Source organism: Acinetobacter sp. YH12137 (genome assembly GCF_013418535.1).
GTDB lineage: Bacteria > Pseudomonadota > Gammaproteobacteria > Pseudomonadales > Moraxellaceae > Acinetobacter.
The window spans coordinates 59,800-85,011 of the sequence record NZ_VPBW01000011.1; the positions used below are offsets into that span (position 1 = coordinate 59,800).

Annotated in this window: 27 protein-coding genes and 1 rRNA gene; 16 read left to right on the forward strand and 12 right to left on the reverse strand. The window is 42.2% G+C overall.

What is annotated here, in order from left to right; all coding sequences use genetic code 11:
• The first annotated feature begins 25 nt into the window (after positions 1–25).
• Together FTU72_RS07995 and rsfS are read left to right on the forward strand one after the other, a co-directional pair.
• A complete protein-coding gene (locus FTU72_RS07995) occupies positions 26–814 on the forward strand; it encodes a hydroxypyruvate isomerase family protein (protein WP_159123083.1) in 789 nt (262 codons plus the stop codon).
• Positions 815–895: 81 nt separating this feature from the next.
• Positions 896–1,297, forward strand: a complete 402-nt coding sequence (rsfS, locus tag FTU72_RS08000) for a ribosome silencing factor (protein ID WP_004783634.1) — start codon at positions 896–898, stop codon at positions 1,295–1,297.
• Between the two features lie 320 nt (positions 1,298–1,617).
• On the opposite strand, the gene FTU72_RS08005 is transcribed toward rsfS, so the two are convergent.
• The 3 genes from FTU72_RS08005 to FTU72_RS08015 are packed head-to-tail and all read right to left on the reverse strand — an operon-like array spanning position 1,618 to position 4,529.
• Positions 1,618–3,063, reverse strand: coding sequence for an NAD(P)(+) transhydrogenase (Re/Si-specific) subunit beta (locus tag FTU72_RS08005; protein WP_159123084.1), 1,446 nt, complete (start codon positions 3,061–3,063; stop codon positions 1,618–1,620).
• Positions 3,064–3,066: 3 nt separating this feature from the next.
• Positions 3,067–3,390, reverse strand: coding sequence for a proton-translocating transhydrogenase family protein (locus FTU72_RS08010; protein WP_004783638.1), 324 nt, complete (start codon positions 3,388–3,390; stop codon positions 3,067–3,069).
• 11 nt (positions 3,391–3,401) lie between these two features.
• Positions 3,402–4,529 carry a Re/Si-specific NAD(P)(+) transhydrogenase subunit alpha gene (locus FTU72_RS08015; protein WP_034170850.1) on the reverse strand — a complete coding sequence of 376 codons (1,128 nt, stop codon included), beginning with the start codon at positions 4,527–4,529 and terminating at the stop codon, positions 3,402–3,404.
• A gap of 968 nt (positions 4,530–5,497) precedes the next feature.
• Here FTU72_RS08015 and FTU72_RS08020 point away from each other — a divergent pair.
• Positions 5,498–6,685, forward strand: a complete 1,188-nt coding sequence (locus FTU72_RS08020) for an MFS transporter (RefSeq protein WP_180011710.1) — start codon at positions 5,498–5,500, stop codon at positions 6,683–6,685.
• A 6-nt stretch (positions 6,686–6,691) separates the two neighbouring features.
• On the opposite strand, the gene FTU72_RS08025 is transcribed toward FTU72_RS08020, so the two are convergent.
• Complete coding sequence (locus FTU72_RS08025; RefSeq protein ID WP_159123086.1) at positions 6,692–7,336, reverse strand: HEPN domain-containing protein; 645 nt, start codon at positions 7,334–7,336, stop codon at positions 6,692–6,694.
• Positions 7,337–7,630: 294 nt separating this feature from the next.
• Here FTU72_RS08025 and dusA point away from each other — a divergent pair, with 294 nt between their 5' ends.
• Entirely contained in the window at positions 7,631–8,653 is a 1,023-nt protein-coding gene (dusA, locus tag FTU72_RS08030; RefSeq protein WP_159123087.1) for a tRNA dihydrouridine(20/20a) synthase DusA, read from the forward strand.
• Positions 8,654–8,702: 49 nt separating this feature from the next.
• On the opposite strand, the gene FTU72_RS08035 is transcribed toward dusA, so the two are convergent.
• The gene (locus FTU72_RS08035) at positions 8,703–9,215 is read right to left on the reverse strand and encodes a hypothetical protein (protein ID WP_180052657.1); all 513 of its coding nucleotides are present in this window, start codon (positions 9,213–9,215) and stop codon (positions 8,703–8,705) included.
• Between the two features lie 223 nt (positions 9,216–9,438).
• Positions 9,439–10,713, reverse strand: a complete 1,275-nt coding sequence (coaBC, locus tag FTU72_RS08040; RefSeq protein ID WP_159123089.1) for a bifunctional phosphopantothenoylcysteine decarboxylase/phosphopantothenate--cysteine ligase CoaBC — start codon at positions 10,711–10,713, stop codon at positions 9,439–9,441.
• A 113-nt stretch (positions 10,714–10,826) separates the two neighbouring features.
• Between coaBC and radC the strand changes: the two genes are divergently transcribed.
• From radC to FTU72_RS08055, 3 genes are all read left to right on the forward strand, one after another.
• Positions 10,827–11,522, forward strand: coding sequence for a DNA repair protein RadC (gene radC / locus FTU72_RS08045; protein ID WP_159123090.1), 696 nt, complete (start codon positions 10,827–10,829; stop codon positions 11,520–11,522).
• Between the two features lie 72 nt (positions 11,523–11,594).
• Positions 11,595–12,506, forward strand: coding sequence for a bestrophin family protein (locus tag FTU72_RS08050; protein WP_159123091.1), 912 nt, complete (start codon positions 11,595–11,597; stop codon positions 12,504–12,506).
• 67 nt (positions 12,507–12,573) lie between these two features.
• Positions 12,574–13,596, forward strand: a complete 1,023-nt coding sequence (locus FTU72_RS08055; protein WP_159123092.1) for a hypothetical protein — start codon at positions 12,574–12,576, stop codon at positions 13,594–13,596.
• Between the two features lie 2 nt (positions 13,597–13,598).
• Here the strand turns inward: FTU72_RS08055 and FTU72_RS08060 are convergent, their stop codons facing one another.
• A complete protein-coding gene (locus tag FTU72_RS08060) occupies positions 13,599–14,450 on the reverse strand; it encodes a PHP domain-containing protein (protein WP_159123093.1) in 852 nt (283 codons plus the stop codon).
• 44 nt (positions 14,451–14,494) lie between these two features.
• Between FTU72_RS08060 and FTU72_RS08065 the strand changes: the two genes are divergently transcribed.
• The 4 genes from FTU72_RS08065 to mnmC are packed head-to-tail and all read left to right on the forward strand — an operon-like array spanning position 14,495 to position 17,908.
• Positions 14,495–15,106 carry a septation protein IspZ gene (locus tag FTU72_RS08065; RefSeq protein ID WP_005233839.1) on the forward strand — a complete coding sequence of 204 codons (612 nt, stop codon included), beginning with the start codon at positions 14,495–14,497 and terminating at the stop codon, positions 15,104–15,106.
• Positions 15,107–15,134: 28 nt separating this feature from the next.
• Entirely contained in the window at positions 15,135–15,437 is a 303-nt protein-coding gene (locus tag FTU72_RS08070; RefSeq protein ID WP_004783657.1) for a YciI family protein, read from the forward strand.
• A 5-nt stretch (positions 15,438–15,442) separates the two neighbouring features.
• A complete protein-coding gene (locus tag FTU72_RS08075; RefSeq protein WP_159123094.1) occupies positions 15,443–15,961 on the forward strand; it encodes a hypothetical protein in 519 nt (172 codons plus the stop codon).
• Between the two features lie 39 nt (positions 15,962–16,000).
• The gene (mnmC, locus tag FTU72_RS08080) at positions 16,001–17,908 is read left to right on the forward strand and encodes an FAD-dependent 5-carboxymethylaminomethyl-2-thiouridine(34) oxidoreductase MnmC (protein WP_180052658.1); all 1,908 of its coding nucleotides are present in this window, start codon (positions 16,001–16,003) and stop codon (positions 17,906–17,908) included.
• Between the two features lie 150 nt (positions 17,909–18,058).
• On the opposite strand, the gene FTU72_RS08085 is transcribed toward mnmC, so the two are convergent.
• Positions 18,059–18,373 carry a rhodanese-like domain-containing protein gene (locus FTU72_RS08085; protein ID WP_180052659.1) on the reverse strand — a complete coding sequence of 105 codons (315 nt, stop codon included), beginning with the start codon at positions 18,371–18,373 and terminating at the stop codon, positions 18,059–18,061.
• Between the two features lie 91 nt (positions 18,374–18,464).
• Between FTU72_RS08085 and FTU72_RS08090 the strand changes: the two genes are divergently transcribed.
• Together FTU72_RS08090 and FTU72_RS08095 are read left to right on the forward strand one after the other, a co-directional pair.
• Positions 18,465–18,953: a YajQ family cyclic di-GMP-binding protein gene (locus tag FTU72_RS08090; protein WP_004783667.1), complete on the forward strand. Its 489-nt coding sequence runs from the start codon at positions 18,465–18,467 to the stop codon at positions 18,951–18,953.
• 25 nt (positions 18,954–18,978) lie between these two features.
• Positions 18,979–19,482 (forward strand): DUF4442 domain-containing protein, encoded by a 504-nt coding sequence (locus tag FTU72_RS08095; protein ID WP_180052660.1) that lies wholly within the window; start codon positions 18,979–18,981, stop codon positions 19,480–19,482.
• A gap of 57 nt (positions 19,483–19,539) precedes the next feature.
• On the opposite strand, the gene FTU72_RS08100 is transcribed toward FTU72_RS08095, so the two are convergent.
• The 3 genes from FTU72_RS08100 to FTU72_RS08110 all read right to left on the reverse strand — a co-directional run bounded on the left by FTU72_RS08100 (position 19,540) and on the right by FTU72_RS08110 (position 21,318).
• A complete protein-coding gene (locus FTU72_RS08100; protein WP_171523022.1) occupies positions 19,540–19,911 on the reverse strand; it encodes an acyl-CoA thioesterase in 372 nt (123 codons plus the stop codon).
• Positions 19,912–19,986: 75 nt separating this feature from the next.
• A complete protein-coding gene (trxC, locus tag FTU72_RS08105; protein ID WP_034702471.1) occupies positions 19,987–20,421 on the reverse strand; it encodes a thioredoxin TrxC in 435 nt (144 codons plus the stop codon).
• Positions 20,422–21,318 (reverse strand): alpha/beta hydrolase, encoded by an 897-nt coding sequence (locus tag FTU72_RS08110; RefSeq protein WP_034170861.1) that lies wholly within the window; start codon positions 21,316–21,318, stop codon positions 20,422–20,424. It abuts the gene before it with no gap.
• Positions 21,319–21,443: 125 nt separating this feature from the next.
• On the opposite strand from FTU72_RS08110, the gene FTU72_RS08115 reads away from it, so the two are divergent.
• From FTU72_RS08115 to FTU72_RS08125, 3 genes are all read left to right on the forward strand, one after another.
• Positions 21,444–21,779 carry a TIGR01244 family sulfur transferase gene (locus FTU72_RS08115; protein ID WP_004783676.1) on the forward strand — a complete coding sequence of 112 codons (336 nt, stop codon included), beginning with the start codon at positions 21,444–21,446 and terminating at the stop codon, positions 21,777–21,779.
• 447 nt (positions 21,780–22,226) lie between these two features.
• Positions 22,227–23,420, forward strand: a complete 1,194-nt coding sequence (locus FTU72_RS08120; RefSeq protein ID WP_180052661.1) for a hypothetical protein — start codon at positions 22,227–22,229, stop codon at positions 23,418–23,420.
• 82 nt (positions 23,421–23,502) lie between these two features.
• Positions 23,503–24,900, forward strand: a complete 1,398-nt coding sequence (locus FTU72_RS08125; protein ID WP_180052662.1) for a dihydrolipoyl dehydrogenase — start codon at positions 23,503–23,505, stop codon at positions 24,898–24,900.
• A 198-nt stretch (positions 24,901–25,098) separates the two neighbouring features.
• Here FTU72_RS08125 and rrf read toward each other — a convergent pair.
• Positions 25,099–25,212, reverse strand: a 5S ribosomal RNA gene (gene rrf / locus FTU72_RS08130); the annotation flags it as partial.

The window sequence follows — 25,212 nt, forward strand, 5'->3', positions numbered from 1 at the left end:
TTCTGCCTTGAGCAAGGAAAAGCCCATGACCAAACTCGCCGTTAACCTCTCCATGATTTTTACGGAAGTACCTTTGTTAGAACGTTTTGCCTTGGCTCATGCGCACGGTTTTAAACATGTGGAAATCCAGTTTCCCTATGAACTGAGCATTGAGCAGATTCAGCAGCAGCTTCAGTTGCATGATCTGGACATCTGCCTGATTAATGTGCCTGCTGGTGATCTGATGCAAGGTGGACACGGTCTGGCCGGTATTCCTGGACAGGAAATCGAGTTTCGTCATGCTGTAGAGCAGGCCATTCAATATGCGACTGCTCTGAATGTGCCAAGTGTCAATATTCTGGCCGGCAAACAGCCACTGGATTGTGACCTGCTTCCTTGCCTGAACACCTTGGCGAGTAATCTGAAAATTGCCTGCTCCATGCTCTCTGATTATCAGATTCAGCCGGTCTTTGAAATGATCAACGGTCAGGACATGCCACGTTTCCTGATTCAGAATGTGGCTCAGGCTCAGGAGATGCTGGAAGCTGTTAATCATCCTGCCTTGAAAATGCAATATGACTGTTATCACATGGCCATGATGGGTGAAGATGTACTTGAAGCCTTAAAAGAAAATATTGCAGAGATTGGTCATATCCAGTTTGCAGACTGCCCGGGGCGTCATCAACCCAATACCGCTTCCATTCCATATTATGAGATTTTTCAATGGTTAGAGAATAGCCAATACAATGGTTATGTCGCAGCCGAATATAAACCTCTGGGGACTTCGGAAGAATCCTTTGGCTGGAAAGAACAGTTCTTCCCGGAGTATGACTAAAGCGGCGGAAGGTGCATTTGAAATTTTGGGCTAAAACCGCTATATTAGATCATGCATAATTGTTAGGAAATTATACTCCCTATGAATTTAGAACCATCGCCCAGCGCTTCTAATTCTCACGATCACACTATGAATTCTCATGCACAAGCAGTAAACGCATGCTTGAAAGTTGTACATGCAGCCCTCGAAGATGTAAAGGCTAAAGAAGTTGTTCAGCTTGATGTTGCTAGCATCAGTAACGTGGCAGATGCCATGGTGATTGCAAGCGGTACATCAACCCGTCATATCAAATCACTTGCAGATAATGTTGCTGAAGAAGCACGTAAAGCAGGTTTCCGTCCGCTTGGTATCGAAGGCGAACGTGATGCAGAATGGATCCTGATTGATCTAGGTTTTGTTGTAGTGCACTGCATGCTGCCTACAGCGCGTAAATTCTATGACCTAGAAAGCCTATGGCGCAATCCTGCAGATTCTGTAGCATAAATATCGAATATTCAAAAAAAGCGACCTATGTAGGTCGCTTTTTTTTATATTGTTTAACTTGAATCGAAAAAGAAATTTATGGGTCAAAAACTTTAATGAATTCGTTTTTTGATCAGATTTAATCATTCAGCCTATTTTTTAAACGTTTTGTTGCAATTTTATCCAGATCAATTTTCTAAAAATAAAACACCGTAGCTAATTTTATTTTGTAATTCTTCCCGATTCATCTTTTATATAGGAGGGAAAATTTCTCTCTTATTTAAATAGAAAAATCCTCCTTTTAAAAGGAGGATTTAAGATGATTCAGCGAATGGAAAGTCTTAGTGACCTGTACCATTAATCGCTTTAGTCATATCTTCCACAACTTTCTTCGCATCACCGAAAATCATCATGGTCTTGTCGTTATAGAACAAGTCATTGTCCAGACCTGCATAACCGGTCGCCATAGAACGCTTGATGACCATGATGGTACGTGCCTTATGAGCTTCCAGAATTGGCATGCCGTAGATTGGTGAGTTCGGATCGTCTTTTGCAGCCGGGTTTACAACGTCGTTTGCACCAATAACCAGTACTACGTCAGTTGCCGGGAAGTCCGAGTTGATCTCGTCCATTTCCAGAATGTCTTCATAAGGAACATCAGCTTCTGCAAGCAATACGTTCATATGACCTGGCATACGACCAGCAACCGGGTGAATCGCAAAACGTACAGTCACGCCCTGCTCTTTCAGCAAATTTGCCAGCTCTTTGACTGCGTTTTGTGCACGGCCTTGTGCCATACCATAACCCGGTACAATGACAACGCTGTCTGCATTTGACATTAAGAAGCCAGCATCATCTGCAGAACCTGAACGGTAGTTACGTTGCACTTGTGCACCCGCAGCAGCTGTCGGCGCAGCTGCACCACCCATCGCACCACCAAACAATACATTGATGATTGAACGGTTCATCGCTTTACACATGATGTAAGACAGAATCGCACCTGAAGAACCAACCAGCGAACCCGCAACGATCAGCATGTTGTTTTCCAGTGTGAAACCAATCCCCGCTGCTGCCCAGCCTGAGAATGAGTTCAACAGCGAAACCACAACCGGCATATCACCGCCGCCAACTGGCGCAATCCATACCCAGCCAAATGCCAGCGCAAGACCAGTCATTGCCCAGAAAGATGTCATGCTACCTGTCAGGAAGAAGTGAATCCCTGCTGCCAGCATTGCAATAAAGATCAGAGCCTGAACCGGTTTTACCCAGCCACCTGAAATGGTTTTTGCCCATTTCTTTGCAGCCAGCTTACCGTATGCAAATACAGAAGCAGTAAAGGTAATCGCACCAACAAAACAGCCCACAAACAGTTCAAACAGGTGAACCTTGCTCATTTCATGGAAAGTCACACCATTTGCAGCTAACAGGTCCGGGCCCAATTCAACCAGCTTGTTGTTATGGATAATTGCCGCAACTGCAATCAGTACCGCAGCCAGACCCACCAGTGAGTGCATGAGTGCTACTGTTTCTGGCATCTGGGTCATTGGTACAGTACGTGCACGCGCAATACCCACCACTGCACCCGCAGCCATTGCTGCAAGAATCATCCAGACTACTGGATTTTCAGCAACAAAGAATGTGGTCACTACAGCAATCGCCATGGCGATCATACCGTAGCGGTTACCTGCAATTGCAGTTTTAGGACCAGATAAACCACGTAGCGTTAAGATAAAAAGAACGGCGCCAATCAGGTAGAACCAATCCGCATACTCTCGAATAAATTCCATGGTTTAACCCTCTTTTTTCTTTTGCTTAGGTTTGAACATTTCCAGCATACGTGCAGTCACGGCAAAGCCACCGAAAATATTAATGCTCGCCAGAAATACTGCGATTGCCCCCAGTACACTCACCACGTTAATGGTCTGGAAATCCACGCTGCCTTCAACGCCCACCATTGGCAGGCCAACAGTTTGAATCATTGCGCCCACGATAATGATCGAAGACAAGGCATTGGTCACCGCCATCAATGGCGTATGTAGTGCTGGTGTTACCCCCCAAACCACGTAGTAACCCACGAAGATGGCCAGGACGAAAATCGTAATTGTTTCAACCATGAGTCTGCTCCTTAACCACGTTTTAACAGCACTTGGCCGCCGTGAGTGACAAGTAGGGCTTTTTGAATTTCATCTTCCTGATTCAGGACAAAGTTCTTATCTGCATCAAAAAGTGTTTCAACAAAGTTATACACGTTACGTGCATATAGCGCTGAAGCTTCAGTCGACACCGTTGATGGAATATTTGGAACACCCAGAATCTTCACACCATTTTCAGTCACAACAGTTTCACCGCACTTAGAACCTTCCACGTTACCGCCTGATTCCACTGCCATATCCAGAATCACTGAGCCTGGTTTCATCTTGGCTACAGTTTCAGCACGGATTAAGCGTGGTGCATCACGACCTGGTAACAATGCAGTGGTAATCACGATATCGGCATTCGATACCGCTTTATCGACAATCGCTGCCTGATCCTTGATGTACTGTTCACCTGGCATCCAGCCATAACCGTTTTTAGCTGCTTCATCAGCACGTGCCTGCTCTTCAGGAGACATTGGCACGTCTAGCCATTTACCACCCAAAGACTCAACCTGATCTTTGGCAGTCGGACGAAGGTCAGTTGCTTCTACGACTGCACCCAGGCGTTTCGCTGTTGCAATTGCTTGAAGGCCTGCTACCCCGACACCCATGATCACGACACGAGCCGGTTTTACCGTACCTGCCGCTGTCATCAGCATAGGGAACATGCGCTGATATTCAGCAGCAGCTAAAAGCACTGATTTATAACCTGCAAGGTTCGCTTGCGAAGACAATACGTCCATGTTTTGCGCACGTGATAGAGTACGTGGCAAAAGCTCAAGAGCAAATGCAGACACATTCTGTGCCGCGAACTGGTCAAGCTCGGTATTGCGGTATGGGTCAAACATCGCTACAACCGTGGTGTTGGCTGACAGCTTTTGAATTTCCTCACCCTTCGGTGCACGAACTTTCAAAACTATCTGGCTACCGGTGTAGGCATCATCCGTAATTTTGGCACCAACTTGCTCATAGGCACTGTCGATGTAAGCAGCTTTAACACCTGCTCCACGTTCGATCACCACACTATGACCAGCGCTGATCAATTTCTTTACTGTCTCAGGCGTCGCAGCGACGCGATTTTCACCGACGACAGTTTCGGCTGGAATTCCAATCTGCATGAGCGTCCCTCAAGCTAATTTTTTCTTAAGTAAACACCGTGATTTACGGTGCTTCCCCTCAGGATGTGTTTTTGTTGAATTTTTGGATTCTAATTAAACTTCTAGAAATTACTACCTATTATTTATTTAATAAATACCCATATTTTGAACTGACGATTCATAAAAATGATGCTGTCATATAGCATTTATTAGTTCAGCCTGATTATTTTGATTTGCTGAATTTATAAACGATATTCATTCTCTTGAACGATGACTGTTTTCCTGGTTATTTTTTATTAGATTACTTTTTGTTTTATTTTGTTACATTGATCATTCTGACAGATATTTCATTTTTCCTGCTCAGCAAATCTTTATTTCAAATGAACTGATAAAGCCTAAATTAGGGCACTTTTCTAGGGCAGTTTTCTGTTTTTGACCTTTTTGACAAATTTAATCTACTTTGGAATATTCATTTTTAAGATCTAAAAATACTGTTTTCCTATAACTTTTTCATTTTTCACTCATAAAAAATATGAATTAATGATGAAAAAATTGATTTAGGATTCACTTATTTGACTTATTCAGCTCAAGTCTTAAGACTTGCCTGAAATAGGTGAAAAAAATATTCTGCAACATTTATTATATTAATACTCAGTCCACTGTTAGATTTACGAACTCTTCATTTTGCACCAATTTTGGGCAATCACTGATTCAGATGGATCTCTGTCACTTGGTCTTAAATGAGATGACTTAATACAAAGCGCTTCCACGTACATTTTCTTAAGTGAAAAAGTTAAATTTCTAGCGAATTTTCATCTCTTATCAATCCAGAAAAGTACTTTTTTGTGGCATTTCTCTTCTATGAGTGCGAGTACTTTGCACTATTTTTCTACTTTTATCCTGACGGGTTTTCGCCTATAGTGCCTGCAACTTCTGCATCATCTTTGATGTTCTTTATAAAAATTCTCCCTGAGCTTAAGGTACTTGCCATGTCTCCTCCTCTCGATATCAGTCAAAATAAATCTCTGTTATGGCTGATGGCGATCGCATGTGGTTTATGTGCAGGTGCAAACTATTATTGCCAACCGCTTATCTCCTCAATTCAGCAATATTATCAGGTACCAGAATCCCAAGTGGCGCTGACCGTGACCTTTGCGCAGGTGTCTTATGCCTTGGGCCTGCTGTTTATTGTGCCTTTGGGAGACATGCTGAATAAGTCCAGACTCATTCCTTTCTTGATGTTTGGTGCCGCATTAGGCTTGCTGATCTGTGCCACAGCAGTCAACCTGCCGATGCTCTGGGTGGGGACTATTATTGCCGGGCTATTTTCTGTTGCTGCCCAGATTCTGATTCCTTTAGCTACGATGGCTGTCCGACCTGAAAAAACCGGAGAAGTGGTCGGTTTTCTCATGAGTGGCTTATTAGTCGGTATCTTATTGTCGACCAGTATTGCCGGATTGCTTTCTGACCTGTTTCACTGGAAAACCATTTATGCGCTCAGCAGTATGGCACTGCTGGTTTTGGGCTTTTATTTAAAAGGACAATTACCCAGCATGCCGCGTATGCGTATCAGCTATGCAGCAATTTTTAAATCGATGGGTATGCTACTGCGTGAGGAACCGCGACTGGGCTTACGCTCCCTGATTGGTGCATGTGCCTTTGCCGCCATGAGTATGCTGTTTTCAACCATTGCCCTGCTGCTGACCCAGAAACCTTTTCATCTTTCTGATGTGATAGTGGGCCTAGTAACACTAGTTGGTGTTTTTGGTGCGCTGTCGACTCAGGTTATTGGCAAATGGGCGGATCGTGGTTATATCAAGATCCTGACCTGGATTGGCTGTTCAATTCTGGCAGTAAGCTGGCTATTTTTATATTTTGGTGGCGTGTCCCTGCTCAGTTATATTCTGGGTTATGCCCTGATTAACTTAGGTCTGGCGATTACTCATAGCTGTAATCAGAACGTGATTTTCCGCTTGCGCCCAGATGCCAAATCACGACTGAACTCTATTTACATGACGCTGTATTTTATTGGTGGTGCCTGTGGTTCAGCTCTGGGGGTATATGCCTGGCATCATGGTGGCTGGAGCATGACCTGTCTGTTTGGACTTGGCTTGGCACTATGCGCCGCCCTGTTTGCGTTGATTGATCAATGGCAACAACATCGAGCAAAAGCTTAAACCGATTTAGCTGACTTGTACCACTGGGTAATAAGGTTTACCCGAATCCCAAGTCGCTGCATTTTCCAAAAGAATGCAGATAAAAGTGGGCAGCAACCCGGCCAGAACCCGGCAACTGTCTTGGAGCTGCTTTATATTAAATGAGCTCTGATAAGTCGCACCGCCCTGCATAAGCTGATGATATAAAGTAGAAAGACGGTTAAAAATCACCAATAAGATTTCAGTTAAATTCCGCTCTTGAACAGCTTTTTGTATTTTCTGTTTTTGCTGATCTAATGCTTCACGACAGCTTTCCAGACTGACTTTATGATGGCGATAATCCCAGAAACCTTGATCGGTATAAGGGCTATCCAGCAGTGTAGAAATTGGCTGGCTGTATTTTTCCCAGACAATATGCTGAAGTTTTTGCTCCACATCTTTTTGACAGAGGGTTTCCAGAAATTGATGCAGGCTTTGTTGATCCTGACGAACCTCTGTTTCTTGTGCATAGATCGAATTAAAACTGATCCACAGGCTAATAAACTTAAACTCTAATTCCTGATCCAACTCTAATGCTTTTTTAAACCAGCTAAGTCCCCGTTGAATCCGTAAATTAAAATAGTCTGAATGCTGAGGTTTTTTGCTTTTATAAATCTCCTCCAACATGAGCATCGTTATTCTCCTTATTTATCTCGTTTTCTTTATCTTAATCTTAAATATCTCAAAATATAGCATTGCAGAATGACTGGGAGTTTATTTTTTCAATTCCCACAATTTCTCTTGTTAAATATTTTTATTGGAATGACAGTTATCGTTCCTCATGCAGTTCAGCCTTTGGTCATGCAAATTTTATGCTAGTATTACGCCCTCTTTTTGCAGTACTGCTTTTTTGAGCAGATTTCCAGCAATTCCTGCTCATTCTTGTACTGCTATTACTCTTCCATTTCATTTAAGGCGTGATTTTGAATGACTGATCTCAGCACCATTGAAAACAAACTTCAACCTCGCATCAGTGTTGCGCCGATGATGGACTGGACCACCAAAGATTATCGTTTCTTTGCGCGCCTGTTTAATCCAAATGTCATTTTATATACCGAGATGGTGACTACGGGCGCCATCATTCATGGCGATGCCAAACGCCATCTGGACTTCAATCAAGAAGAACATCCGATTGTGTTACAGCTCGGCGGTTCCAACCCTCAAGATCTGGCAACTTGTACTAAAATGGCTCAGGACTGGGGTTACAATGAAGTTAACCTGAATGTCGGCTGTCCGAGTGATCGGGTACAGAATAATAAAATTGGTGCCTGCCTGATGGCTGAACCTGATCTGGTCGCAGAATGTATTGATGCAATGCGTAATGCCGTGGATATTCCGGTCAGTGTGAAACACCGCATTGGTATTGATGACATGCATTCTTATGAAGAAATGCTGCATTTTGTGGATACGGTCGCCAAAACCGGTTGCGATAACTTTATTGTGCATGCCCGAATTGCTTTACTCCAAGGTCTTTCACCTAAAGAAAACCGTGAAATCCCGCCACTACGCTATGAAGATGTTTACCGTCTGAAGCAGGACCGTCCGAAACTGACCATTGAAATTAATGGCGGAATTAAAACTTATGCAGAAACGCTTGAACATCTCAAGCATGTCGATGGCGTGATGATTGGCCGCGAAGCCTATCACAACCCGTACCTGTTAGCTGAGCTGGGTCAACTATGGAATCTCGAAGCACCGGACCGTTTTGAGATCATGCAACAAATGCTGCCTTATATTGCCCAACGTATGGCTGAAGGTGCACCATTGTCAATTATTACCCGTCATATTTTAGGTTTATTTCAGAACTTACCAGGTGCACGTAAATGGCGTCAGGCTTTAAGTGGTGGCAATGCCAAAACGCTAAAAGATGTAGAAACAGCATTATTGAATATTCAGGAAGCCATGCAGCGCACTGAAGATTATCTGCGTGAACATCAAGTTCAGCCTTAAAATCAAAAAGCACCGAGATCCGGTGCTTTTTTATGACCTAAAATAAAAATTAGTGGGTATAGGCCGTAATATTCCCGACCGGAATCGTTTCTTCATCATAGGAAGCCGCTTGCAGGACAGGTTCTGTAACTGGACGGACATCTGGCCCGAACTCAATACTGGTAGGTTCATTCACAGGTTCCAGATCATCGAGTGATGAGGCCAGCTGTTCCAGCTCACGATCCAGTTGCTGACGATATTTCTCAATCTCGATTTCATCGATAAAGGCAAAAGCATCATCTTCAATGGCCCAGCTATAACCACCATTCACCTTTGAAATTTTGACGTTAATGGGATATTCATTACCCTGATAATTCAGATGTGAAACCGCTTCAAACTCATTGCCTTTGCGATGGCGGATTTTTACATTTACCACAGTCAAACGATAATGCTGATAATTCGGATTGGCATTAAACTCTTGCTGCATTTGTCCTTGAATATTTCTGGCCAGTTCATCAATCGATACAAAATAACTGCATCCAGCCAGACAGGCGATCATCAATATCATTATGATTTTTTTCATCCCGCCCCCTTGTGTTCTCTCACTGCTTTACAGATGTGTAAAACTTTTCATCTTTGGATTATTCTGTGATCCATTTTATACTTTTTTTTAAATAAATGAATAAATAAATCCTTAGTCTATAAAGTCGTTTTTATTTTTATGTTGTACTGGCTTTTTAACTTCATGGTAAAAAAACCTATAAAAAAGCCCTGAACCAGTCAGGGCTTTAATCGTCATTTAAAACTTAAAAATCATCTTCTGCAGCAGGATCATGGTGCAAGGCATCATGGATCGCTTCAACCAGTTGCTGGGCAATTTCCTGTTTAGAGGCTTTGTCCAGATCACGCTTATCCAGATGATAGTGTTCGGCAAAGAATACCGTCATGGCATTTTCATCGGATGCAAAGCCAATATCCGCACGCGAAACATCATTGCAGGCAATCATATCCAGTTTTTTCGCCACCAGTTTACCCGCTGCATATTCTTCAATATTTCGGGTTTCTGCAGCAAAGCCTACCATAAATGGACGTTTTTCCTGCTGTGCGATGGTCGCCACAATATCCGGATTCTTTATTAAAGCGACATTCAGCTCATCGCCTGCTTTCTTGATTTTATGCTCGGCTACCTGTGCGACACGATAATCAGCTACTGCAGCGGTCGCAATGAAGATGTCACAACCCTGCTCCAGCATTTGCATGCTTTCATTCAGCATTTGCACTGCCGAAGAAACATTTTTACGTTTGACGCCATTTGGGGTATCTAGGCTCACCGGACCAGCAATCAGGGTGACATTCGCTCCAGCTGCATAACAGGCTGCTGCCAATGCAAAACCCATTTTCCCGGTACTATGGTTGGAAATATAACGTACCGGGTCAATCGCTTCACGGGTCGGACCAGCTGTAATCGTGACTTGCTTGCCCGCCAGCATGCCAAATTTTTCTGCAATCGCGCGCTGAGCTTTATGGAAATATTCTGTGACCTGACGTGCCAGCTCTTCCGGCTCCGGCATACGGCCCAAGCCTACATCACCACAAGCTTGTGAACCGGCATCCGGCATAATCACATGTACGCCATCTTCAATCAAAGTCGCAAGATTACGCTGGGTTGCTTTGGCAGCCCACATCTGCTGGTTCATGGCTGGTGCGACCCAGACCGGTGCATTGGTTGCCAGATACAAAGTGCTCAGCAAATCATCTGCAAGGCCTGCTGCAAATTTTGCCAGCGTGTCGCAGCTGGCTGGCGCAACCAATAACAGATCAGCCCAACGTGCCAGCTCAATATGCCCCATGCCCGCTTCAGCTTCAGGATCCAGCAACTCGGTATGTACCGGATTGCCTGACAAGGCTTGAAAGGTCAAAGGGGTAATGAAAGCCTGTGCGCCTTGAGTCATGACAACCCGCACATTAAACCCGGCATCTTTCAGACGGCGAACCAGAATGGCACTTTTATAGGCAGCAATACCGCCAGTGACTGCTAAAATGATATTTTTATGAGGAATTACACTTAGATCAAAGCTCACGAACAGCTTACCTTTCTGTTGCAGTGGGGCTCACAATAGCATTAAATAATTGCATTCCCAAGAGATCAGCTTCAGGGAAAACTCATAATTCATAATAAATAAGTCTAATAACTATGCAATTTTCAATCAAAAACTGGCCTGAACTGGAACGGCCGCGGGAACGTTTAATTCAATATGGGGCAGAAAGTTTATCTGATGCAGAACTGCTGGCCATTTTTCTCCGATCAGGATCACAACAGCATTCGGCCGTAGAATTAGCCCGGCTATTGATTCAACATTTTGGTCATTTAACTGCTTTACTCGATGCACCTTTGCAGGAAGTCAGCCAGTTTCATGGCATGGGCATCAGTAAATATACCCAACTGATGGCGGTTAAAGAATTAGGACGGCGTTATATTGCCGAGCATCTTAAACAGGATTCTTTAGAATTAAGTAATTCAAAAAGACTACGGGATTATTTACGTTTCGAATTATTGAGTGAAAATCAGGAAGTATTCGCGGTCCTGTGTCTGGACGCCAGTTTAAGGAAAATTGCATTTAAAAAGCTGTTTTATGGCTCTGTGAATGCATGTGATATTTCGATTAATCAGTTGCTCAGATATGCCATTACCCAACAGGCAACTTCAATTGTGATTGCGCATAATCATCCCTTGGGCCAAGCCACTCCTTCTAAGGCTGACCTGTATCTGACCCGCCAGATTCAACAGGCATGTCGACTGGTCGATATCCGTTTAATTGACCATTGCATCATCGCGCTGGAGGGCAGTTTTTCCTTTGCTGAGCAGCAACTCATCAAACCTGAAGCCTAAGGGGGAATAGCACTTGACAAAGCAGCTACAACTCAAGAAGATCATGAAAAAAAATTGTGATGATTCCAATAAATGATCGTACGTGACCAGCAGAACGTTTTTAAATTATTATTTTCCTGGCGAGGAACGATTTTACCTAAGGTTTTACCTCCTTTAGGCGTGGTCATGCTGATTTCAGCCATTATTGGTGGTTTTTCACGTGTAGGTTATTTTCATTTTCCAGAACTCCCTCTCGTCGGCTTTACCCTCATCGGCGTAGTACTGTCTATCTTTCTCGGATTTAAAAATACTGCTTGTTATGACCGCTGGTGGGAAGCACGTAAACTCTGGGGTATTCTGATTGCCAATGCACGTCATTTTGACCGTGACTGCCGGATGTTGTCTCAAGGCCGTCGTGAACGTGTGATTCAGCACGTCATCGTTTTCGCGAACGTACTGCGTGACCGTCTGCGCCATCAGACAGCCAATCCGACTGAACTGGTGGAAACAAGTGGGATGAGCCAGCAGGCGATTACTCAGCTCTATCAACAGGCAAATGCACCGCAATATACCTTGAGTCTGATTCAGTGGGAGCTAATGCAAGCTCTCAAAGAAGGTGAAATCTCTGACATCATTTATATGCAGATGAATAATCATGTCGCGGAACTCAGTATTGTGCAGACAGGTTGTGACCGGATTGCGACGACGCCTTTGCCTTTTGCCTATTCGGTACTCTTGAACCGTACCGTATATTTTTTCTGTTTTATTTTACCTTTTAGTCTGGGCTCAACGCTTGGTCTGTTTACGCCTTTGCTGGTCGGTATTTTGGCCTATACTTTTTTGGGACTGGATGCACTAAGCTCAGAGATTGAAGAACCTTTCGGAACTCAAAGCAATGACTTGCCACTGGACTCCATGGTTCGTACCATTGAAATCGAACTGTTAGGCACTCTGGGCAAACCGACACCGCCACCGATTCAGGCACAAGATAATAATTTGCTATAATTTATAAATAAATGCCTCAGAATTAGCATTTTGAGGTTCTAATTTTTATCTAAAAATTCAAAAAAATATGAAATTAAAACAAAAAATTCAACAAGCGGTGCCTCAACCCATTGTTCGACCATGGTTGGCTTTAGCACTATTTTTACTTTGTGCCATCTTGGCTTTTATAGTGAGTTCATTAGTCCAATCAGAACTTTTTCTCGATCTTCAACGTAGGCCTGTTTTCCATATTTTATTTAGTCTATGTGTTCCCCTCTTTCTGTTTCAGGATCGAGGAATAAATTTAAAGTTTCCTTTTTTTATACAAAAATATTTGATCGATCCTCAACTCAAAAAAGATATGACTGAGCAAGCAGTCCAACATTCACAAGCAATTATTCTGGCTCAACGTACTATTCGTGCAAAATGGTGGCAGGTGAAACAGCCACAGTTATTATTACAACTGCCCAATCATGATCAAGGCATCTGGTTTAATGTAGATTTAAAACAGGTTTTTAATCTTTCGCCCTTTTTTACACTTCAAGTCAAATTAAGTGATGCGATGATTGGGCAACTGATCGATATACATTTTTTGACACGCTCTCATGTAATCATCCAGTTATTTGAAATTTCCCAAAATAATGATTTTTCAATATTCATTGGCACAGAAGTTGGAGCACAAAGAGGACTAGGGAGATTAGAAAAAATCCCATCGGCGCTTATGCTCGACTTATCCCGAATTACACACATAGAAGCCTTGAGAACCTGTCCAGAAAGTCATGACTTACAGTTAACCACAGGTTATGGTAAAACTTATCTCATTCATTCTCATGCAAAATACTTTAAACAATTGGAACTCGCCTTATCCTCACGCATTGATGTGATTGCCTATCGTAAGTTCAAACTTGATCTCAAGATTGATCATCTGTTCATTTCAAAAAAACATCCAAACTTTTATCGAAATTTAGTCCTGACTTCCATCATGCTGTATATCGTCATCATGACTTTAATCACTTCTGAATGGGCCTTATTACTTGTTAATGTCCTCATTCTGCATTTGATGTATAAATTCGCCCAAGATCTTAAAACTGATCCATTCATCAAGATTTAGAATTAACAAAAACTCTCCCAAATCCCGACCTGCCCTGGTTTTAAGCTCGGCACATTCCCCAGTTTAATCCAGGGCATATGGTCACCATGAAAATCACTGCCAATTGAAACTTTAAGTCCTTGCTCTGCAATCATCCGGTCAACCATCTGACGGGTTGAACTTGGATCAATAGCGGGCGGCAACTCCACCGCATCTCCACCAAACTTGGCGAAGATCTCGATCAGATAACGAATATTAGTCGCGGATAAATCATAACGGGTTGGATGCGCCAACACGGCAAAGCCACCGCTGTCATGTATGACCTGAATGGTTTCTTCCAGACCCAGACCATCAAATTTGACATAGGCCTTTTTACCTTCCTTGATGTACTTATCAAAGGCCTGTTGGGGGCGGGTCACAATGCCTTTTTCTACCAGCGTTTTGGCAATATGGGTTCGGGTAACCCGATCAGGAATATTATCAACTTTGGCAATCACGTCAGCATAAATATCCTGACCAATTAAAGGAACCAGAAGGTCACAGATCTGTTTAGAGCGTTCGGCACGAATGATCTTCTGCTGATTGAGGGCTTTTTGTAACGGCTCAGGATTCTGAACATTGAGTGCCACAATATGTACGCCATAATTTTTCTTGGTAGCAGGACGTGACCACTGGCTAGAAATCTCGACTCCAGAAATTATCTTAATCTCATGATTTTTGGCAGCTTCTTCAGCCAACACTAAACCGTCCATGGTGTCATGATCAGTCAGGGCCAAAGTATGGATAAGTTTGTCCGCAGCCGCTTCGACCAATTGCTGAGGACTCAAAGTTCCATCAGAAATATTACTATGTGTATGTAAATCTACGCCGTGCATCTCTATACTATGACATTTATTTGATCAGATTTAGATACTCTAACATGAAAGCACTTTTAGACTTTGTGCCACTCATTATTTTCTTTTATTTATATAAAACTGTAGATCCAAAAGACACTGACCATCAACTTCTACAATTGATCGGTTCTGCGGGGGGTGTCGACAATAACAATATTCTCGTTGCAACTACGGGACTGATCATTTCCATGCTGGTGGTCTATGGTGCGTTATTTGTCATGCAAAAATTCCGCCTAGACAAACAGCAATGGATCGTTCTATTTATGACGGTGATCTTCGGTGGTATTACCCTGATGCTCAGCGACGATTTCTATATCCGTCTTAAAGCTGTATTACTGAATCTGGTTTTCGCTGGTGTCTTCCTATTATCGCCATGGTTTAGCAAAGATAAGAAGCCACTCATCCAGCGTCTGTTTGGACCGGTATTCAATTTGAGTGCCAAAGGCTGGCTTAAATTAAACTATGCCTGGGTCGGTATGTTTACTCTCATGTCATTTCTGCATACATTCTTCGCCTATTTATGGATGGATGGAAAATATTGGGGCGAATTTACTGCATTCGGTGACATGATCGTGATGTTTTCCTTTATCATTATTCAGTTTATTGTATTGCGCAAATACTTTAGAACAGCTGAATAAGTCCAACTACAAACGATAGAGAGTCATCATGCCATTATTCGTCGTTAGCTGTACCGACCGGGAAGGTACAGTTGAAAAACGCCTTGCGATTCGTCCACAACATCTTGCACGTCTAGAACAGTTAGATGCTGAAGGCCGTCTGATTGTTGCAGGTGCCATGCCTAAAGATCCAGCCAATCCTCAAGCCGGTTTCTATGGCAGCACCATCATCGTTGATTTTGACAGTCGTGAAGCACTGGATGCATGGTTACAGGATGAGCCATTCCTGAAAGAAGGCGTATACGCGCATATTGATGTGAAACCATTTAATAAAGCATTTCCTAAAGGATAAGGTTCATGCGCGCTGTTACCGCCAGTTTCATTGGCTTTTGTTTCATGATTCCTTCTGCCTGGGCTGTTGAAGTTTCTGCTCCAGTTGCCCCGGCTACACAGCCAGCAGCTACTCCTGTCCAAGCTGTTACCACACAAGCACCTGCTCAGGGCGCTTCTGCACAGCAGGCTGGAATTATTCCAGCAGTTGCAACAACTGCTCAGACTGTTCAGCCGACTGAGAAAAAGCCGCTCACCGCAGAAGAAATTGCCAAGCAGAAAGCCCAGCAAGATGCCAAAGTCAAAGCTTTAGTCAAAGATCAGGCAACGCGTCTACAGCAACTGGAAAAAGCCAATCTGGAAGCCCTGTCACAAAATCAGGAATTGCAGCTCAAGAACGACAATCTCGGGGTTCAGGTACAGGTCCTGCAAAGTGAACGTAGTGCCCAGATGTTTCTCTACGGCGCTGCAACTTTGGCAGTCGGTGTATTACTTGGCTTTCTGATAGCGAGCTATGTTTATACCAAACGTCGCCGTCAGTGGTAATCTATAAGCCGTCCAAATATCTTTAAGGTTGTACCCGTTTTGTCGCATGCAATTCAAACTGCCGATCTGGATTGGCAATTGGTGGATGGCATTGATGTGCCTGTGTCCAAGCAATTTGGTGATGTGTATTTTTCCAAAGACAATGGATTGCTGGAAACCCGGCATGTCTTTTTAAATGGCAATGAACTTAGTACCCGTCTGGCCGATTTAAAACCTTTTGCATATTTCTGTGTCGGTGAAACGGGTTTTGGTACGGGTTTAAATATTCTGGCGTTATGGCAACTCTGGCAACAGGTTCGTCCGGATAACCAAAGCCATCTGCATGCGATTTCAGTAGAAAAATTTCCGCTTTCTAGAGCAGATTTAGTCCGTGCCTTAAATGCCTGGCCAGAATTGAAACCGCTAGCAGATCAACTCATCTCCCAATATCCAATGCCGATTGCCGGTTGTCATCGTCTCAGCTTTCCTGAAGAGCGTTTCAGTCTGGATCTGTGGCTGGGAGATGCACATGATGTCTTTCCTGTCATTGAAAAAACTGCACCTGTTAATGCCTGGTTTCTGGATGGCTTCGCACCATCATGTAATCCAGACATGTGGGAAGAAAATGTTTTAAATAACATTGTGCGTTTATCCGAGATCGGAACGACTTTTGCTTCTTTTAGCGTTGCAGGTGTCTTAAAACGTGGTTTAAAACAGCACGGCATCTCTATTTCCCGTCCACGTGGATTTGGCCATAAACGTGAAATGCTGAAAGCGATCTGGAATCCTGTTAAAGAAAATAAAGACAGTGAAACGGTTTTAGAACAGGAAATTGCTCAAAAAAAAATTGAACCCGATCTAGAGCGTCCTACCAGACCTCGTCAAATCGCTGTGATTGGCGCTGGAATCGCAGGTTTAAGTACAGCATGGGCATTTGCTCAGCGTGGTCATCAAGTCACGATTTACGACCAGTCAGCACCGCTTTCAGGCGGTTCCGGCAATCCCCTTGCCCTGCTCAATCCTAAACTGTGTCCAGTTGAGCAAAGTGCCGAACATCTGATGACTGTGGCCTGGCAGCATGCCTTAATTCATTATCAGAAATTTAAAGCTTTTCGCTCAATTCAGGTCAATCAGCTTGCCTTAAAAAATCCTGAACAGCTTTTAGGATTGGCAGATGAATATCCCACAGAAATTCTTGCTGCTCAAAGTGCAGCAGACCAAGAGATTCAAACTGAATTTCCAGCTTTAAAACTATTAGCAGCGGGTGCAGTTTCACCTCATCAACTGCGTGATGAAATTCTGCAGCATCCTCTTATTCAGTATAAACAAGCCAAAATTAGTCATATTGAGGCTGCTGAACAGCCTGCGTTATTTGCAGAGCAGCAATCCTTAGGCAAGTTTGATCACATCATTGTATGTACCGCACGTGATACCCAGCAATTCTTTGAACATTATCCAGTCCTGAAACCGATTCGTGGACAGGTCAGCTGGGTCAATAATCAAGATCAGCCATTGAATCAGGATACAGCCTATAGTTACGGCGGTTACTGTATACAGCTCAATCCAGAACAACTGATTTTGGGTGCTTCATTCTATCCAGGCCGGGATGATGCAGAAGTCTTAGTAGAAGATCATGTGCATAATTATGAACTTATCCACAGTGTCTTTCCTGAATATGCACAGTTATTACCCTCTACCGAAACCTGGCAAGGTCGAGCAGCAGTACGCGCCCAGAGTCAGGATTATTTTCCCTTGCTCGGTAAGATGAATGTAGATCAAGAAGTTTACAGTTTTGCGGGTCTTGGCTCTAAAGGTTTTCTATTTGCACCACTGTGTAGTGAAATTCTGGCAGCCCAGATTTTGGGAGAAGCCTGCCCCGCACCTTCAAACTTGGTAAAAAAACTCGACGTAACACGTTTTCAAAAGAAGGTAAAAGCCAAGAAGCCTTATTTTAAGCCTCAAAATTAAAGAGCTCCTCCCTTTAATAAAGGGTGAGGAACACTGTTCCGCAAGGGAGAGATTTCTAGAAAGAGTTTAACCCCCTCTTTAAAAAAAGGGGCTTTGAAGAAATCTAGACAACAAAAAAGCGCCTGACGGCGCTTTTTTTCACAAGGTCAATTATGCACCTTGTTCCAGTGGCATACCTGCATCACGAGCAGCACGAGTACCACCCATCAGGATGACATATTCACGTGAGCTGTCAAAACCCTCTAACTTTTCAGCTGCACGTGGAGCTTTACTCCCACCACCACATAAAATATAAATCGGTTGATCCGCTGACACCTGAGTCAGGCTATCTGCTGAAAGATCGTTAATGGGCTGATTGACCGCCCCTTTCACGTGTGCTTCAGCATAAGCACTTGCATCTCGTACATCCCAGATTATAGCATTTTCTGGGAACTCAAATGTTGTAATTTCTTGTTTACGGATCATTGCGCACTCCTTTGATGTAAACAACACTTGGCAAATGAAGAAAACATCCCTAGCATCTCAGATATTCTTTCCCTTTGTAAAGGTCTAAACTATGCCTTCTTTCGATATTGTTTCTGAATTAGAAATTTTTGAAGTAAATCATGCAGTTCAAAATACCCAAAAAGAGATTGCAACCCGCTTCGATTTCCGTGGACAGGATGTTTCTATTGAACTGAATGAAAAAAACAAGGAAATTAAAATTAGCACAGAAAGTGATTTCCAATGTGAGCAAGTGTATACCATGCTGGAAAATCATTTCTTCAAGCGTAAAGTGGATATTCAGGCACTAGATCCACAAAAAATGACCGCTTCAGGCAAAAATGTAGTTCAGGTGATCAAGCTTAAAGATGGCCTTGACTCAGATACGGCGAAAAAAATTAATAAGGCCATTAAAGAAAGCGGTATTAAAGTGCAATCTTCAATTCAGGGCGACAAGATTCGTGTGACTGATAAAAAGCGCGATACCTTACAACAAGTGATGGCATTCCTGAAAGAACAACAATTCGGTCTGCCTTTACAGTTCAACAACTTTAAAGACTAAGGCAGCAACGTCTGTAGATAGAATTATGACAAAGAGCAACCGACTGACCAGACTGGTCAAAGCGACATCAAGATTACCGCAAGGTATACGTACTGCTTTATTAAGTAAGACCTTTGGCCGAGTGGTTCCGATGGTCGGTTCTGCCAAGATTCGCTATCAGGAAGTCAGTGCTTCCAAAGTCGTGGTAAGTATGGCCAATCATAAGGTCATGCAGAACCATATCGGTCAGATTCATGCCTGTGCCATGGCACTGCTGGCAGAAACAGCGACCGGTTTTGTGACTGCGATGAATGTGCCTGACAGCGCAGTGGTTCTGATTAAAAGCCTAAAAGTGGACTTTAAGCATCCAACCAAAGGTGCCATGACTGCGGTGGCTACGTTGACTCCTGAACAGCAGCAATTGATGCAAAGTTCAGAAAAAGGTGAAACGCTAGTACAAGTTATTGTAACTGATGAATCTGGTGAAGCACCGATTCAATGTGAAATGCTCTGGGCTTGGATTGCCAAGAACCAGTTGAAGCCAGGCTAATTTCAATACAGACAAAAAAATCCCAGATTATTGATCTGGGATTTTTTATTTAATGAATTATGAGTTCTGCTGAGATTCTGCAAATTTCTGTTTTGCTTCATCCGGAATTGGACGTTTATTGCCTTTGACATCCACTGCGACAAAGGTAAATACCCCTTCAGTCACGCGTACAGGTGCACGTGAGTTATCATGACTGTCCCATACTTCGATTTGCATCTGGATTGAAGTATTACCGACTTTTAGAATTTTGGTATAGCAGCTAATGACATCGCCGACTTTCACAGGAACCAGGAAGGTCATCTGGTTAATCGAAATCGTTGCACAGCGTCCTTTACTAAAGCGCTCTGCATGAATTGCTCCCGCCAAGTCCATTTGTGAAACAATCCAGCCACCAAATACATCTCCACTCCAGTTGGTATCCGCAGGCATTGCAATCGTCTGCAGGGAAAGTACTCCCTCTGGTTTAATATGAGAATCTGTCACTTGAACTCCAGGCTTTTTAAATTAGGATTGAGCATTATTTAACTGCTGATCAAGCCACTTTTGTAGTTCGCTTGAACGTAATGCACCGCTTATTCTAGCAATTTCATTGGTTTTATTCATCAAAACCAGCGTTGGAATACTACGTACATTAAATGCTGAGCTTAATCGCGGATTGGCTTCGGTATCAATTTTAGCAAATACCACCCGTGGATTTTCTTTTGCTACAGCAGCAAAATGCGGTGCCATCATTTTACATGGACCACACCAGTCTGCCCATAGATCAATCAGGATGGGAAGATCACTATGGGTGACAAACTGACTAAAGTTCTGTTCATTTAGCTCAATCGGCGCTAATGGAACTAAAGCTTGATGACACTGACCACATGCTGGATCGGCCGTTAATTTTTCTTCAGGCACACGATTTTTAGCCTGGCAATTCGGGCATACAATGATCATCTAGCGCACTCCAATATGTTGATGTAAGAATTCTAATTGGGTCGAGACTGCTTTTTCAAACCATTCACCATGATAAATATCAAAATGCCGCATATTCCACTCATGATATTGTACAAATGGTGCAATATTGGTTGCAGTTTCCCGACTGGCTTCAATGGGAATCAGGCTGTCTTGTTGTGCTGCGATAAACAGGACAGGAATAGTGATTTTGCGGACTTCCTGAATAGGACGATATCGCATCAATTTAAAGAATACCCGGGCTGGGATATGACCACTCCAGTAATAATCTGGATTCACAATGGATAGATATCCTTCATAACTGTCTTGTGTCGGCATAAAACAGAGTTCATGACGATCAACCACCGGCAAGGTCTTGGGCGCCATTCCTACCTTTGCCCCCATATAATCCTGACTGGAAATCTTCAGGGCTTTGGGCAATTGCTGCAAAGGATAAAGTTTGGCACTTTCTGCACCATCAACAAAGGGTACCTGTACCATTACCGCCTGAATATTTTTTAGTTCTGCGGCCAATGTCAGTACATGCCCGCCACTCAATGCTGTTCCCCATAATACAATCCGTTTAGCATCAATGGATTTACGTGCCTGCAAATGCTGAATCATTGTACGCCAGTCTTCAAGTTGAGCACCGATCGATACCAGTTCACGCGGACGCCCGGTACTGCCTCCCCAATAGCGATAATCAAACAGAACCACCGCATAACCTGCACTGGCAAAACGTTGGGCATATTGTACCAGTTTAAAATGACGTAAAGCAGCCAGGCCATGAGCCATCAGGATCACAGCTGGTTTGTCAATCTGTTGAGGACGATAGAAATCCGCAGCAATCACTTCCTGACCGCTTTTGACATACAGTGGTTCGACTGTATAGGCGTACATACGCGCTCCATTGCGTTATTTTATAGTTGTAATCGTTTATAAATTTTTCAGAACTAGGCCATCATGTTTTCAGCTTAATGCTATCATAAAGCATATCAAGATAAATGACATAATGGAGTGACATCATGAGCGAAAATGTAGGCTTTGCTGGCCAAATTGGTCCTGAACATATCTCTCAAGTAGTTGAAAAAGGTTTTAAATCAATTATTAATAACCGTCCGGATATGGAAGGTGGCCCTGAACAGCCAACCAGCGTACAAATTGAGGAAGCTGCTCGTAGTGCAGGTCTGGATTATGTCTTCCAGCCAGTAGTTGCTGGCCAGATTACCGAGCTTGATGTGCGCACCTTTGCTAACCATTATAACGAATTACCAAAGCCGATCTTGATGTTCTGCCGTACAGGAAATCGCTCCAATAATTTATATCAGCTGGCGAAACAGATGGATCTGCTGGATGACTAAGGTATTTTGGAGAAAGGCATTAGGTTGAATTTTATTATTTGGATCTACAAAGTTTTAGATCTGTGAGTGTAAATCGTCCTGATCTGGAAACAGGTAATACAGTTACAGTAAGTCTATTGCGCGCTGCGCTATCAAGGAAAATCTTAAATAAGCGTAATTTATTAACCTATGATGGTTTACTGCAATGACACACTTTCAAAAGCTTTGTTTAATGCAGCTAAAATACAGGGATCGATTAATGAATAAAATTTTATTGATTATATGCCTAAGTTTGGTATTTGTAGGCTGTAGTTCAATGAATGTTCGACCAACGGTGGGGATAAGTGTAGGTACTACTCTGTAATTCTATCGATAAAAATCAATGGCGCTCTTTGCGCCATTTTTTATGTATGTTAATCTTTGAGCAATAAAACAATACTTTTTAAATGATTATTTATTGGGGTAAATATGAAACTCATTAAAACAACTTTAATGATGACTTTATCGGGCTTATTGGTTGCATGTGGCGGTGGGGGTAGTAATGGTTATTATGGTGATAATACTTCAAATCCAAGCGACCTTAATGGTGAAAATCCAACAACGATTAGTCCTATAGAACTTACTAAACAACTCGAAATTTTGAAACGAGAGGGAAAATTTTTATTTGGAAACTATGATCCAAATGATGCGTCTACCGTAAAAGGCTATATTGATCATGCCTTAGACACTTTTGCGCAAGGACCTTTACAATTAAGTTTAGATATAAGAAGTATTGATCTATCTAAATATAAAGCTACAAACTATCGCGACAAATGTTTTTATCTAAGCAAAACTGATTACCGAGCTTGTTACGTATTTGTAGGTGAAAATATTAAAAATATTTTACCTGGATATACAGATTGGGATTTTGATATTACGGTTGATGACCTTAAAAATATTAAGCTTCAACATGATGAAATATCACCCAATTTGGAAGCTTATGAGTCGAATACACGTATTTATGTGTTTGAGAATGAAAATGGTGATAAAAACTTCAATGACGTAACTATTACAGGAGCATTCGCTTATCCTTTCCAACAGTCATGGGGACTTGTACAAACACAACAAAAACGCTTTATATTAATTAATAGTGAGACTAGTGATTATAAAATTACTACTACTGCAATCGTTAAAGATCCTGAAACAGGAGAAGATACGGAGCGTGAAGTCACTACAGGTGCTATCAGCATCTATAAAGATTTGACCTCTCGGGACGGGAGCTTATATAACATTCAATCTGGCTCAGGTTTTAATGTATTAATTAATGATAATCCGAATATTCCTTTTGCTGAACCTATTTCATTCGTTTTGCCTTCTACGCCTGGTACAACTAGTTCTGCTAGTTACCGTATTAAAGCCTCAGGTGAACAAGAGTTAATTTTACCAAGTATTACTACAATTGATGGCACCCGTATAGAAAATGAATCACCTGAAATAAATGAGCAAAAGTTTACTGGTAGTATAAAACTAACAGGACCGAATATCTTCAAATTTAAGAAAGCGATAAATGAAACTCTTTCATTTGAACATATTATAAATGGTATTGCATTTAAAGGTACATCTACTAATAACAATGGTACGATAACAACTACTTTAACCCAACCTACTGGTACAAAGTTCTAAATGTAAACAATTGCAAGCAAACCCTCTTCTTAGAGGGTTTTTTTTATATATTTAATCCAAGCTTATTAGAATATTAATTGTGATGTACGACTTAATCATTATCGGCGCAGGCACAGCAGGAATCAGTGCCTATAAAGAAGCTATCAAACATACCCAAAATATTTTAATTATTAATGCCGGTTCGTGGGATACTACATGTGCTCGTGTAGGCTGTATGCCGAGCAAGCTTCTGATTTCTTCTGCTAACCGTATGCATGATATTAAAACTGCAGAAAATCTCGGATTACAGCATGATGCCGTAATAAATACCTCCACCGTTATGGATCGCCTACATAAGCTTCGTGATCATTATATTCGAGCCACTTTAAAAGAAGTAGAACAATGGGATTCAACTCACAAGGTATCTGGGCACGCAGAATTTACCAATGCTCAAACAGTCCAAGTAAAAGGAAAATCTTATCAAGCTAAAAGTTTTATTATTGCAGTAGGCTCTCGACCAAATTTTGATGCTACCTTAAAAGATGAACTAGGCGATAAACTCCTGACATCTGATGAAATCTTTGAACTTACACAGCTACCTAAATCCTTAGCAGTGATTGGTAGTGGCGTTATTGCAATTGAATTGGCTCAAGCCATGCAACGTTTAGGGGTACGTACTACTATGTTTGCTCGTAGTCAGAAAATAGGTGCACTCACCAGTCCAACTCTACAAGTTTTGGTTAGAGAGCAATTAAATAACGAGCTGGATATCAAATTTAAAACTTTACCTAATCAAGTCAAACTCCTTACTGATCAGGTAAAAATTGACTATATAGAGAATGATCAAAAACAAAGTCTTGAAGTAGATTATGTACTCTCAGCTACTGGACGTAGTTCTAATTTAGATCGATTAGGTTTGGAAAAAATTAATCCTGAATTCCAAGATGTTAAAAAGCTACCTATTAATAAAAAAACCAAGCAATTAGAAAACTTGCCTATTTTTATTGTTGGCGATGCAGCCCCTGATGTCCCAATTCAACATGAAGCTGCCCATAATGGTAAAGAAGTGGTCCAGAACTGCTTAAATTTTCCAGATGTTCAGCCTATTTCTGCCCTAACTCCTTTGGCAATCGTATTTAGCCAACCAGAAATGGCGATTATTGGACAAAGTTTCAAACAGCTAGAAGAGAAAAATACGGAATATATTAGAGGCTTTGTATCTTATGAAAGACAGGGACGCGCGTTAATTCTTTCAGAAAATAAAGGTGGGGCTGAAGTATATATAGATAAAATGTCAGGAAAATTATTAGGTGCTGAATTATTCTGCCCTCAAACCGAACATCTAGCACACATGCTAGCTTGGATGATTGATGCAGAACAAGATATTCATCAGATTTTGGCAAAGCCTTACTATCATCCGACTTTAGAAGAAGGGCTGAGAACAGCATTTAAACATGCTCGTCGTCAGCTTGATCAACAGGAAGTAATTGACAATTCTTAAATATCTTAAAGAAGGATAGATAAAATTTAATTACTTCAAACAATATGGTGCAGCTAATAGCTCTGAAGTTTTGGCTGCACCTTGTTACTCTTTAACTCTTTTTTTAGATCATAAAGTATCAATAGAAAAATCTATAACCATGAAATCCCACGCATAAAAAAGCCCCCTACGTGAGCAGAGGGCTTTTTAGGAATAATGAGCTGGCGATGACTTACTCTCACATGGGAGACCCCACACTACCATCAGCGCTAAGAGGTTTCACTTCTGAGTTCGGGAAGGGATCAGGTGGTTCACTCTTGCTATGGTCGCCAG